12 protein-coding genes and 1 pseudogene are annotated in these 12,086 nt (G+C 72.9%); 7 read left to right on the plus strand and 6 right to left on the minus strand.

Annotation, left to right across the window (positions count from 1 at the left end):
• The 3 genes from QJR14_07925 to QJR14_07935 form a co-directional block, all read right to left on the minus strand.
• A partial coding sequence (locus QJR14_07925) for an AMP-binding protein (GenBank protein MDI3317526.1) occupies positions 1-537 on the minus strand: 537 nt, incomplete at its 3' end.
• 29 nt (positions 538-566) lie between these two features.
• The gene (locus tag QJR14_07930; protein ID MDI3317527.1) at positions 567-2,192 is read right to left on the minus strand and encodes a long-chain fatty acid--CoA ligase; all 1,626 of its coding nucleotides are present in this window, start codon (positions 2,190-2,192) and stop codon (positions 567-569) included.
• Positions 2,193-2,303: 111 nt separating this feature from the next.
• The gene (locus QJR14_07935) at positions 2,304-2,750 is read right to left on the minus strand and encodes a hypothetical protein (GenBank protein ID MDI3317528.1); all 447 of its coding nucleotides are present in this window, start codon (positions 2,748-2,750) and stop codon (positions 2,304-2,306) included.
• A gap of 54 nt (positions 2,751-2,804) precedes the next feature.
• Between QJR14_07935 and QJR14_07940 the strand changes: the two genes are divergently transcribed.
• The gene (locus tag QJR14_07940; GenBank protein MDI3317529.1) at positions 2,805-3,011 is read left to right on the plus strand and encodes a type II toxin-antitoxin system HicB family antitoxin; all 207 of its coding nucleotides are present in this window, start codon (positions 2,805-2,807) and stop codon (positions 3,009-3,011) included.
• Positions 3,012-3,107 (plus strand): annotated as a pseudogene (locus tag QJR14_07945) (type II toxin-antitoxin system HicA family toxin).
• A 100-nt stretch (positions 3,108-3,207) separates the two neighbouring features.
• On the opposite strand, the gene QJR14_07950 reads toward QJR14_07945, so the two are convergent.
• Positions 3,208-3,855 carry a DUF45 domain-containing protein gene (locus QJR14_07950; protein ID MDI3317530.1) on the minus strand — a complete coding sequence of 216 codons (648 nt, stop codon included), beginning with the start codon at positions 3,853-3,855 and terminating at the stop codon, positions 3,208-3,210.
• Between the two features lie 244 nt (positions 3,856-4,099).
• Here QJR14_07950 and QJR14_07955 point away from each other — a divergent pair, with 244 nt between their 5' ends.
• The 5 genes from QJR14_07955 to QJR14_07975 all read left to right on the plus strand — a co-directional run bounded on the left by QJR14_07955 (position 4,100) and on the right by QJR14_07975 (position 9,560).
• Entirely contained in the window at positions 4,100-4,606 is a 507-nt protein-coding gene (locus QJR14_07955) for a DNA starvation/stationary phase protection protein (GenBank protein ID MDI3317531.1), read from the plus strand.
• Positions 4,607-4,882: 276 nt separating this feature from the next.
• Positions 4,883-5,152 carry a hypothetical protein gene (locus QJR14_07960; protein ID MDI3317532.1) on the plus strand — a complete coding sequence of 90 codons (270 nt, stop codon included), beginning with the start codon at positions 4,883-4,885 and terminating at the stop codon, positions 5,150-5,152.
• Positions 5,153-5,467: 315 nt separating this feature from the next.
• The gene (locus QJR14_07965) at positions 5,468-6,889 is read left to right on the plus strand and encodes an APC family permease (protein ID MDI3317533.1); all 1,422 of its coding nucleotides are present in this window, start codon (positions 5,468-5,470) and stop codon (positions 6,887-6,889) included.
• 33 nt (positions 6,890-6,922) lie between these two features.
• Positions 6,923-8,386: a glutamine synthetase family protein gene (locus QJR14_07970; GenBank protein ID MDI3317534.1), complete on the plus strand. Its 1,464-nt coding sequence runs from the start codon at positions 6,923-6,925 to the stop codon at positions 8,384-8,386.
• A gap of 64 nt (positions 8,387-8,450) precedes the next feature.
• Positions 8,451-9,560 carry an amidohydrolase family protein gene (locus QJR14_07975; protein MDI3317535.1) on the plus strand — a complete coding sequence of 370 codons (1,110 nt, stop codon included), beginning with the start codon at positions 8,451-8,453 and terminating at the stop codon, positions 9,558-9,560.
• Here QJR14_07975 and QJR14_07980 read toward each other — a convergent pair.
• Together QJR14_07980 and asnB are read right to left on the minus strand one after the other, a co-directional pair.
• Positions 9,557-10,420 carry an HAD-IIB family hydrolase gene (locus tag QJR14_07980; GenBank protein MDI3317536.1) on the minus strand — a complete coding sequence of 288 codons (864 nt, stop codon included), beginning with the start codon at positions 10,418-10,420 and terminating at the stop codon, positions 9,557-9,559. The two genes, QJR14_07975 and QJR14_07980, sit on opposite strands and share 4 nt — an antisense overlap.
• 52 nt (positions 10,421-10,472) lie before the next feature.
• A partial coding sequence (gene asnB, locus QJR14_07985; protein MDI3317537.1) for an asparagine synthase (glutamine-hydrolyzing) occupies positions 10,473-12,086 on the minus strand: 1,614 nt, incomplete at its 5' end.

The raw sequence follows: 12,086 nt of genomic DNA on the forward strand, positions 1-12,086 counted from the left end.
GGGCGCCGCCGTCGTGCCGGACGTGTACAGGAGCTGGGCCACGTCGGTCTCCACCACGTCGACCGCCACCTCGCCCGCGTCGCCGGCGGGGTCGAGCGCCGCTTCCAGAAGCTCCTCCAGGCTGCCGTAGATCTCCGCTCCGGCCCGGTCGTGCACCGCCTCGACCCATGCGGCCAGATCTTCGTCGTACCACAGCGCCCGGCTGCCGGACTGGTGAACGATGTAGAGCAGTTCCTCACCCCTCAGCATGTAGTTGATGGGCACGTGGATGAGGCCGGCGCGGGTGCAGGCCAGCCAGCCGATGACGTAGATGTCGGAGTTGCGCCCGTAGAAGGCGACCCGGTCACCCTTCGCGAGGCCGCGGGCCAGAAGGCTGTGCGCGACCCTGTTTACGGCCGCGTCTAGTTCCGCATACGTCCAGCGCCGCTCACCGAAGAGAATCGCGTCCTTCTCCGGGTTCCTGCGCACCGAGCGATGCAGCGCGTCGCCGATGGTGTTGCGCAGGGCGCGGCTCATGGCGGGGTGATGGACGGTCATGGCGTACGCTCCTTCCGGCCGCGGCCGCCTCAGCCGGCCGCCTCTTGCAGGTGGTCCTGGAAGCGCTCGCGCAGCGCCCGCTTCAGGAACTTGCCGGTCGAGGTGCGCGGGATCTCGTCGATGAAGACGATGTCGTCCGGGAGCCACCACTTGGCGAACTTGGGACGCAGGAAGTCGAGCAGCTCTTCCTTGCTGGCCGACTGCCCTTCCTTCAGCACGACGCAGGCCAGCGGCCGCTCCTGCCACTTGGGGTGGGGCACGGCGATCACGGCCGCCTCGGCCACCGCCGGGTGGGCCATCAGCTCGTTCTCCAGAGCCACCGAGCTGATCCACTCGCCGCCCGACTTGACCAGGTCCTTGTCGCGGTCCTTGATCTCCATGTAGACGCGGGGGTCGACGGTGACGATGTCGCCCGTGCGGAACCAGCCGTCCTCCGTCCAGCGTCCCGCCTCTTCGGGAGCGTTGTAATAGGCGGCCGCGACCCACGGACCGCGGATCTCCAGCTCGCCCATGCTCTCCCCGTCCATGGGGGCGAGGCCCCGGTCGTTCCGCGCCCGGATCTCGATGAAGGGGACGGGTCTCCCCTGCTTGGCGCGCTGATCGTAGCGCGTCTCCTCGGGAGCTTCCTCCAGATCCGAGGCCAGGCGCGAGACGGTCCCGATGGGCGTCGTCTCCGTCATGCCCCAGGCGTGGAGGACGTGCAGCCCGTGCCGCTCCTGGAAGGCCTGGATCAGCCCGCGCGGCGCAGCCGCCCCGCCGATGACGATCTCCCGGAGGCTGGAGAGGTCGTAGGCGCCGGGATTCCTGTCCAGTTCCTGGAGCACGCCCAGCCAGACCGTCGGCACGCCCGCGGTGAGGGTCACGCGCTCCTGCACGAAATCCTCCAGAAGGCTCCTCGGGTCCAGATGCGGGCCCGGAAGGACCTGCTTGGCACCCACCAGCGTCGCGGTGAAGGGCAGTCCCCACCCGTTGGCGTGGAACATGGGCACCACGGGGAGGACGACGTCGGCCTCGCCCACGCCGATGGCGTCCGGCAGGGCGCTGACCAGCGAGTGGAGGGCCAGGGCCCGGTGGGAGTAGAGCACCCCCTTCGGCCGGCCGGTCGTGCCGGATGTGTAGCACATGGCGGCCGCCTCGTCCTCGTCCAGTTCCGGCTCCACGTACCGCCCCTCGTCGGCCGCCGCCAGCAGCTCCTCGTAGTCCAGCACGCCCTCCGGCGCGGCGCCTTCCGCTCCGGCCACCACCACGTGGGCGAGGTCCACCTTGTCGCGGAACTGCTCGTAGAGCGGCAGCAGCGTCCGGTCCACCAGCAGCACCCGGTCCCCGGCGTGACGGATGATGTACGCCAGCTCGTCGGGGTGGAGGCGCACGTTCAGGGTGTGGAGGACGGCGCCCGCACCCGGGATGCCGAAGTAGGCCTCCAGGTGCTGGTACTGGTTCCAGAGCAACGTGGCCACGCGGTCGCCGCGGCCGACGCCCAGCGACTGCAGCGCCACGGCCAGCTTCCTGGCCCGGCGGATGAAGTCCGCGTAGGTGTAGCGGTGGAAGCTCTTGTCGGGCAGGCGGGTCACGATCTCCTTGCGCCCGAAGAGCGCTTCCGCCCGCCGCAGCATGGCAGGAAGCGTCAGCTGGTACTCCATCATCAGGCCCTGCATCGATCCACCCCTCCTCTCCATGGACCCGGAGCCGACGCGCGCAGCGAAGCGTGTTCCAGGGCGCTTTTCGTTCCATGATACGAATTTCGTTTTTATTCCATGGATGTACTTTCATTCGCCAGCCGGCGCCCGCCTCCTTCCGCAGAGCGAGGCGAGAGCAGGCGGGCGTTCAGAGGCGGACGGCCTCGCGCAGGCCGGCCGCCAGCTCCTCCGGGGACGGATCATGGTCGACTCCTGGTAGAGGTGCTGGAGGCTGGAGATGTCGCTGGCGCCGGGGCGCGGCGCCAGGTAGAGCCGCGGCGAGAGGCGCAGGTGGAGCCAGAAGACGTCCCGCTCCCCCGCGGAGGGGAAGAAGGCCAAGTTGAAGCTGGAGAGACCCCGCCCGGCCAGGAAGCGGAGCGCCCGGACCAGGCCCTCCGCCAGCTCCTGCTCCAGCGCGTTGCCGGCGGTTGCTCCCGCTCCGGGGCTTCCGCGGCCAGTGCGTTTGCAGTCATCCCGGTCAGAGACGGTGGCCGCAGTCGGCCACGGCGGGCCGGTTGCCGACGGCTCCAGCCACACGCCCGGCGCCCTGGGCGACGGAAGGGATAGATAGAATGAAAGCCGGTGGTGCCGATGCGCTACGTCGTCGTTCTGGAACGTTCGGACGCCGAATGGTTCGCCTACGTGCCGAGCCTGCCGGGCTGTACAAGCTCCGGGCGCACACAGGGCGAGGCGCTGGAAAACATCAAGCAAGCGATCCAGCTCACGCTCGAATACCGCAAGGAGCATGGATTGGACATCCCGCCCGGGAGGGAGTCGCTCGCCGAGGTGGAAGTGTAGGTGCCGCCGCTGCCGCGACGGACGGCCTCTGAATTGCGCCGAGCGCTTCATCGTCTCGGCTTCGTCGAGGACCGGCAGCGCGGCTCCCACCTCATCCTGCGCTACACGTCGCTGGCGATCGGGCGGACGCGCATGCGGCAACACCTGCTGCGAAGGAAGCCGGACGGTCGTCGCCCGCCCGCGGCGGGCGCGCGCCTCAGGATGCTCCCGTATCGGCGCCGCCGGAAAGGCCCCGACCCTCCCCCTCCCCGGGCGCCATGCCCGCCAGCCGCCGCCGTTCCGCGGCGGGCAGGCTCCCCCACGAGCGGGCGAGCCAGCTCACCCCCGCCAGGAAGGCGTGCGCCTCGTCCGCGCGGGGGTCGACGCGGCGGAGCAGCTCGCGGAAGGCGGGCGAGTGGTCGAGGTGGAAGACGTGCGCCAGCTCGTGCGCGACGACCGACTCCAGCACCCAGGAAGGCATCCTGAGCAGGATGGCGTTGAGGCGGACGGTCCGGGTGGCGGCGCTGTAGCTCCCCCAGCGGGCGGACTGGGTGGTGACGAAGAGGACCTGGCGGACGGCCGGCGGCTCGGGGAAGCGGGCGGCGACGCGCCGAGCCAGCGCGAGCGCGTCGGTCTGGCCGTTGATCCGGCGTGCCTCGACGCGGCGAAGCAGCTTCCTCGCGAGATCGCGGACGACGGGCTCGAGCACGTCGTCGGGGACGGCCGCGGGCGCGCTGACGCGGAGCTCCGAGCCGGCCAGGCGCGCGTTGACGTTCTTGACCGCCTTCCTCTGGATCACGACGTGGAGCCGCGTTCCGTCGACGTCGAGCGTGAGTTCGCGGGAGCGGGGGGTTCCCGGCTTCATGGCCGCCTCCTTCGTCGCCGTCGCCGGTCCCCGGGGGGTCCGCCCCCCGGGGACCCGCGCCCTCGGGAGCGCGCCGGCGGTCCCGGACAAGGTTGCTTCACGTGCAACCGGCTCGTCCATTGTAGCGAGGAAGCGACCGGCAGGCGGACTCCGTCAGACTTGCATCTTCCTAAGACTCAGTCTATACTCGGACTCAGTCAACGCTCCCCTGCGGAAGCGGCGACGGAAAGGGGTGGTATGTCGCATGACCGACACGAGAAGTGCAGCCGTCTCCATCGGACCCGAAGCCCGCGAAGCGCTGGTCCAGGAGCTCCAGGAGCTCTCCCTCTCCCTGCGCGGCCAGCAGCTGGCGACCAAAGTGGCGCACTGGAACGTCAAGGGGCAGAACTTCCTGGAGATCCACGAGCTGTTGGATCAGGTGGCCTCCCATCTGGAAGAGGGCGTCGACCTGCTGGCCGAACGCGCCGTCCAACTGGGCGGGAGCGCCCGGGGAACCGCCGCGGAGGTGGCCGAGGTATGGGAGGCGCCCGGTGGCGGCTCCCCGTCGGAGTCCGCCGGTGAGCGGACCTCCTCCAGGTGGATCGGCTGGGTGGCGGATGGCCTCAGGAAGGTGACGGCCAGACTCTATGCGGGCATCGAGCTCGCCGCGAAGTCCGGCGATCCCGTCACGGCCGACCTGCTGACCCAACTCGCGCGCCAGGCGGACAAGGACCTCTGGTTCCTGGCGGCCCACCTCGAAACGGCTGACTGACGTCGTGGCAGAGCTTCTTCCGGGGAGGCGGCTGGCGTGGATCCGACGCAGGAGCAGGCGATCAAGCTCTTGCAGAGGCGGGGACTGCGCGTCACCGCCCAGCGCCGGTCGGTCCTCCACCTCTTCCTCGCGGAACCGTCCCTGCACCTGACGGCGGCCGAGGTGCTCGCCCGGATCCGGGCGCATGCCCCGGAAGCAGGAAGCCTCCGTGGCGGACGGGTTTGTGCAGCCCGGGCGGAGCGTCGGCCCCACCTACGCCGAGATGGGGCAGCTTTCGTGGGCGCTGGGCGGCGCGCGCGACGCCATGCTCTTCGACAGCGGCGGCTCGAGCAGATGGTGGTCCGGCTGCCCGGCGAGTTCGCCCCGGCCGTGGTCAACTCGCCCTCCGACGGCCGCGAGCGGCCGGTGGCCAACGGCCTCTTCGTCTACTCCGCGCCGGGGGGCGGGCCGGGCCACCCTCTTCGTGCGGCGCCCGGGGGAGCCACGGCGGCGCGCGTGGCCGGCGCGGCTCGCCGGTTTCCAGGCACGCCTCCCCTCCTCGCCTGAGACGGTAGAATCGGGGCGCGCCGACGCCCCCCGCCTCCCCGACCCTCTCCCCGGGCCCTATCCGCTTCAACGTCCGTTTTCGACAAGGTAAGTCCATTTGCCTGCCATATCTGCTATCTATCTTGACAATCCCCGGGTCCATTGCCCAGACTGCATGACAACATCCAGCGCACTCGCCGCTCTCGTCTATCCGCAGCATCGACACCACCGGCGTGCATGGCGTTCACGCGTTCCATTCGGGGATCGCCGCTCCCCACCCCCGCCCGGCCGGCCGGGAGGCCGGCAGGCGGAACGTACGAAAGCGAGGGGTTTCGGATGGGTGCACGTCCCGCGAGCGGCGAGCCTCAGCTTCGCCGCAACTCGCTCGGGCTCCTGGAAGTGGTCGCCCTCTCCATCTCGATCATCGCGCCGACCATGGCCATGTCGCTGAACACGCCGCTGGTCGCCGGGGCGTCCGGCGGCGCGGTGGCCATCACCTTCGCCGTCGCCACCGTGGCCATGGTGCTGGCGGGCGTCTCCTTCGTGGAGTTCGGGAAGCGCCTGCCTTCCGCGGGATCGGCCTTCACCTACGTGACCTACGGTCTCGGGCCCCGGGCGGGCTTCGTCTCGGGCTGGGGACTCCTCCTCACCTACTGGGCGTACGCGGCGGGCACGGCCGCCGCCTTCGGCAACTTCGCCGTCGTCTTCCTGGAGCACTTCGGCCTGCACACGGTCTGGTGGCTCTGGGCGCTCCTGGCGCTGGGGGTCGTCTGGGCGATGGGCGTCCTGGACGTGAAGCTCTCGACGCGCGCGGCCCTGGCCATCGAGGGCGTCTCGGTCCTGATCATCCTCGCCCTGACCGCGGCCATCCTCGCCCGCGGGGGCCAGGAGGGGCTCACCCTCCAGCCCTTCCTGCCGCAGAAGACGGGGTTGGCGGGCATCGGCTTCGCCATCGTCTACGCCGTCCTCTCCTTCGCGGGCTTCGAGGGCGCCGCCACGCTGGGCGAGGAGGCGCAGAACCCCCGCCGCGCGGTCCCCTGGGCGGTGCTGGGGACGGTGGTGATCGCGGGGCTCTTCTTCGTCTTCGTCGGCTGGGCCGAGACGGTCGGCTTCGGGATGCGGGGCGTCGCCGCCTTCGCCAAGGACGCGGCGCCGCTGGACACCCTGGGCGTCCGCTACGTGGGAGCGGCCATGGCCACCGTCATCGACCTCGGTGCCGCCATCAGCGCCTTCGCCTGCTCGCTGGGAAGCGCCACCGCCGCCGCGCGGATCCTCTACGCCATGAGCCGGGACGGGGCGCTCCCGCGGGTGCTGGGCTACGTGGAACCCTCGCGGCGGACGCCGTTGGGCGCCCACACCGCCGTGGTCCTCACGGCGCTGGTGGCCGACCTGGCCTGGAGCCGCGCCGGCGGTTTCGACGTGTACAGCGCCTGGGGGACGCTCGGCACCCTCACCCTGATCGTCGCCTACCTGATGGTCAACGCGGCCGCGGTCCGCTACTTCGGCCGCGAGTACGGACGCCCCGGCACCTCGGCGGTCCGGCACCTGGTCTTCCCGATCCTCGGCTTCCTGATCCTGCTCTGGCCGCTCTACAACAGCGTCTGGCCGCTCCAACCCGGCGTCTTCGGCGTGCTTCCGTTCGTCGCCGCCGCCTGGCTGGTGACGGGCTGGCTCCGGATCAGCCTGATGGACCAGGAGCGGAGGGCGCTGATCGGCCAGGCGCTGGCGGACGCGGAGAGCCCCGAGACCGGGGCCTGACCCCGGCCGGGAGGCGGCAAGGAGGCGGTATCCATGGTCGAGGCATGGGTCCGACCGGACGAGGTCGAGCAGGTGGTCCGCCGCGCGGAGGAGGAAGGAGTCGTGCTGGTCCGCTTCCTCTACTGCGACACCGGCGGCGTCATCCGCGGGAAGGCGGTCAGCCGCGCCAACCTGGAGGACGCCCTCCGCTCCGGCGTCGGCTTGACGGTGGCCATGGCGGCGATGAACCCCTTCGACCAGCTCCAGACGGTGGAGGGGATGGGCCCGGTGGGGGAGGTGCGGCTGGCGGCGGACCCTTCCACCTACACGCCGCTCCCCTACGCCCCCGGCCAGGCGGCGCTGCTCTGCGACCTGGAACGGCTGGACGGGCAGCCCTGGGAGGCGGGAGCCCGGGAGTTCGCGCGCCGGATGGTGGCGCGGGCGGCGGAGAGGGGGATCCGGTTCGAGGCTTCCTTCGAGAACGAGTTCTCCCTCGCGGTGGCGGAGCCGGACGGCGCCGGCGGCGAGAGGTACCGCCCCTACGACCGGACGCTCTGCTTCAGCTCGGCGGCCATGACCGAGGCGGGCGACTTCGCGGTCGAGCTGGTCCGCGCCTTCGAGGCGCAGGGGCTGACGGTGCAGCAGTACTACCCGGAGCTGGGGCACGGGCAGCACGAGCTCTCCCTCCGCCACGCCCCGCTCCTCCGGGCCGCGGACAACCAGATCCGCGCCCGCGAGACGATCCGCTCGGTCGCATGGCGGATGGGCCTCCGGGCGTCCCTGGCGCCCAAGCCGTTCCCGGACCAGGCGGGGAACGGCGCCCACGTCCACATCAGCGCCTGGGAGCTGGAGGAGCCGACGCTCCCCTCCGGAAGCGAGCCTGCCGGGCGGCGGCTCTCCGCCCTCCCCGGCCAGCCCGCCGGGGGCTCCGGAAGGAACCTCTTCTACGACCCGGACGACCGCTACCGGCTCTCCCGCCTCGGCTACGCGTTCATCGCCGGCGTCCTCGCCCACCTGCCGGCGCTGGTGGCGCTGACGGCGCCCACGGTCAACTCCTATCGCCGGCTGGGGCCGCGCAGCTGGTCGTCGGCCTACGCCTGCTACGGTCCCGACAACCGCGAGGCGGCGGTGCGCATCGCCTCCCCCTTCCGCGCCCATCCCGAGGGCAGCGTCAACGTGGAGATCAAGGCGGTGGACAACGGCTGCAACCCCTACCTCGCCCTCGGCGCCATCGTGGCCGCCGGGCTGGACGGCATCGAGCGCGGCCTCGACCCGGGCGAGCCGGTCCTGGTCGACCCCGACAGCCTGGACGAGGAGGAGCGGCGGGCGCGCGGGATCCTCCGCCTCCCGGCCTCGCTGGAGGAAGCGCTGGACCGCCTGGCCGCCGACACGCTCCTCCGGGAGGCGCTGGGCCCCCAGCTCTACGCCGCCTTCGACGCGGTGAAGCGCTCGGAGGCCGCCGCGCTGGCCGGCGCCCCCGAGGGCGAGGACTGCCGCCGCTACTTCGGCGTCTTCTGACCTGAGCCGGCCCTGCGGCCCCTCCGCGCAGGAGGGCCGAGGTCCGAAAGACGGAGGGGGACGCATGATCGACCACCATGCCCACCGGATCCGGCGCGACGCCGCCACGCTGGAGCGCGACCGGTTCCGCCTCTGCTTCAGCGAGAGCCGGGAGCCGGCGATGGCCGAGCACATCGCCCGCTCCCTCGGCTACCGGCAGGCGATCCACTGGCTGGCGGGGGCGCTGGAGACCGAACCCGCGGAGGAGGCGGTCCTGGAGGCCCGCGCGCGGTGGGGCACCGGGGAGCTGACCCGGAGGCTCTTCCGCCTCGCCGGGGTGGAGACCGTCCTCATCGACACCGGCTACGACCCCGGCCCGGGGGGCGAGAGCTACGACGAGGCGGAGCTGGCCGAGCTGACCGGGGCGCGGGTGCTCCGCGTCGCCCGGCTGGAGAGCTTGGCGGAGGAGGCGCTGGGCGAGACCGGGAGCTTCGACGACTTCCTGGAGCTTCTCCGCCGGCGGCTCTCCCGCCTCCGCGCCGAAGGCTACGTCGGGCTGAAGAGCATCCTCGCCTACCGCTCCGGCCTCGCGGTCCGGCCGCCCGACCCGGCGGCCGCCCAGGCGGCATGGCGGGAGGAGAAGGAGGCGGCGCGCGGCCGTCCCCGGCCGCGCCTCACCCGGCCCGCCCTCCTCCACCTCGTCCTCCACGAGGCCCTGGCGGCCTGCGCCCGCCAGGGCCTGCCGCTCCAGTTCCACGTGGGCTTCGGGGACAGCGACGTCCGCCTGCCCGAGGCGAGCCCGGGCCTGCTGCGCGAGGTCTTCGAGGACCCGCGCTGGCGGGAGGTCCCCCTGGTGCTCCTGCACAACTACCCGTTCCACCGCGAGGCCGGTCTCCTGGCGAGCCTCTACGCCAACGTCTACGCCGACCTCTCGCTCACCGTCCCGCTGACCGGGCCGGCGGCGCCGCGGCTGCTCGCCGAGATCCTGGAGCTGGCGCCGTCCTCGAAGCTCCTCTACGCCTCCGACGCCCACACCATCCCCGACACCTTCGCCTTCGCCGCCCACCTGGCACGGACCGCCCTCGAGGCGGTGCTGGAGGAGTGGAGCCGCCAGGGCGTCCTCCGCGCCCAGGAAGCCGGCGAGATCGCCGAGGCCTTCTTCCGGGGGAACGCCCGGCGCATCTACGGGCTCTAGGGCCTCGGGCGCCCGCCTTCCAGGGGGGCCAGCGCGATCTCCCGGATGGCCTGGGCCACGCCGCCCTCGTCGTGGCTGGCCACCACCCGGTCGGCCGCGCGCCGGAGCTCGGGGACCGCGTTGCCCACCGCCACCCGGACCCCCGCCGCCGCGAAGAGCGAGAGGTCGCTCTCGGCGTCGCCGATGGCCAGGATCTCCTCCCGGCGGACGCCCAGCCGGGCCGCCAGGCGGCGCAGGCCGACGGCCTTCCCCCCGTCGGCGGGGATCGCCTCGACGAAGAGCGGACCGGTGCGGACGAAGCGGACGCCCGGCGGTGCCCCGCCGGCCAGCCGGGCCTCCACCCCGGCCGCGTCCGGCCGGTCCTGCGGCAGAACCGTCAGGAGCTTGACGACGGGCACCCGCCGCCGCAGATCCGCCAGCTCCTCCGCCGAGGCCAGCACCCGCGGCTCCGGCTCCCCCATGCGGACGGCCACCTCGAGGAAGTCCGTCCCGTCCGAGGCCAGCACCCGGATGCCGTCCGGGACGTAATAGGCGACGGGAAGCCCCGCCTCCCGGAAGCGCCGCTCGGCCTCCTCCGCGCCCCCGGGCGGGAGGCTGCGCAGCACTTCGACCCTGGCGGCGGCCGGGTCGTAGAGCCCGCCGCCGTTCAGGACCACGTGCTCGCCGCGCCCGAGGTCCAGCTCTTCGATCACGTCCCGGATCGCCTGGTAGGTCTTGCCCGTGCAGAGGGCGACGCGGAGACCGGCGCGGCGCGCGGCCGCCACCGCGTCGCGGTTGACCTCCGGGATCCGGTAGCGCGAGTCGAGCAAGGTCCCGTCGACATCGGTGGCGATCAGGCGGATGGGGTGCGAGGGAAACAACGGGTGTGGGTCGCCTCCTGGGTGAACACCGGCGGTTGTCCCCGGCCCGGCGTCAGCGCTCCGGCACGTGACCGGCGGCGACGCTCACCGCCGCCTCCGGGCCGGCCAGCCGGCCCGCGGCCGGGCGATCGACGAACCGCCGGTACCAGAGCTCCAGCATGAGCAAGGCGAAGACCTGGCGGGCGGCCAGCGAGTCTGCGCGCGAGGCCGCCGCGCCCGGCGCCGCAGGGCGGGTGGCGCGGCGGACGAGGCGGTCCACCTCGCGCGCGTCGAAGAGCCCGCGCTCGACGAAGCGGCGGGAGAGCAGGACGTCCTCCACCAGCGGGCGGAGCTCCTCGCGGAGGAGCCGCTCCACCGGGGCCGTGAAGCCGAGCTTCCTGCGCTGGAGGAGGTCTGCGGGCAGCTGCCCGGCCATGGCCCGGCGCAGGATGTACTTGAGCGAGCGGCGGCGGACCTTGAGCCGGCTGGGGATGCGGGCGGCCAGCTCCACCACCCGGTCGTCCAGGAAGGGGACGCGCAGCTCGACGGAGTGGGCCATGGTCAGCTTGTCCGCCTTGAGCAGGGTGTCGTTGGGCAGCATGCAGGTGACGTCGAGCTCGAGCATGCGAGCCACCGGGTCGACGGGGGCGGCCCGGCCGGCCTCCTCCCGGGAGGGGAGGGAGCCGGAAACCGGCCCGGACCGGAGGTCGGGCGCGTAGAGGCGCGCCCGCGCCGCGGGGTCGAAGAGGCCGCCGACGCAGCGATACCAGTCGTCCACCGGCAGGAGGGCGCGCCGCACCCAGTTCCGGCCGGGGAGCGGGAAGGGCAGGCGGTCGACCCAGGCGGCCAGGCGCCGGCGGAGCCCGAGCGGGAGGCCCCCGAGCGGCGGGAGCGCCGCGGGGGCCCGGTAGACGGTGTAGCCCCCGAAGAGCTCGTCCGCCCCCTCGCCGGAGAGGAGGACGCGGCCCTGGCGCTGCACTTCCTGGCTGATCCGCTCCAGGGGGAAGACGGTGGGGTCGCCCAGCGGCTCCTCCAGCGCGTCGACCACGGCCGTCAGCCGGTCGGCGAGCGTCGCCGCCTCGACCACCACCTCGTGGTGGCGGGTGCCGTACCGGCGGGCAAGCTCGCGCGCCTGGTCCAGCTCCCAGAAGCCGGGGAGCGGCTCGCCGCGGCGCGTGAAGCCCAGGGAGTAGGTGAGCAGCGGCCGGGGGCTGCGAGGGGCGGCCAGTGCCAGGAGCGCGGCGGAGTCCAGGCCGCCGCTGAGCAGGAGGCCGACGGGCACGTCGGACTGGAGGTGGAGCTCCACCGCCTCCCTCAGGGCGGCGCCCAGCTCGGAGGCGTAGCGCCGTTCGGCGAGGGGCTCGCCCGGGTCCGCGCCGGACCGGTCCTCTCCGGCCGGCCCCGGCCACGCCCAGTACGCACCCTCGCGGGCCCGGCCCCGGCGGACGAGGAGGAAGTGGCCGGGCTCGAGGAGGCGGATGCCCTCGAAGAAGGTGGCGGAACCGGGGACGAAGCGATAGGCGAGGTAGTCGTCCAGCGCGGCCAGGTCGGGACGCGCCTCGAAACCCGGCAGCGCCAGGAGCGCGCGGATCTCCGAGGCGAAGGCGAAGCCGGTCCGGGGAGAGGAGGCGACATAGAGCGGCTTGATCCCGAGGCGGTCGCGGGCGAGCAGGAGCTGCCGGCGGCG

This window comes from Bacillota bacterium, from assembly GCA_029961055.1.
In the GTDB taxonomy this organism is placed as follows: Bacteria; Bacillota; Sulfobacillia; order JAIMAT01; family JAIMAT01; genus JAIMAT01.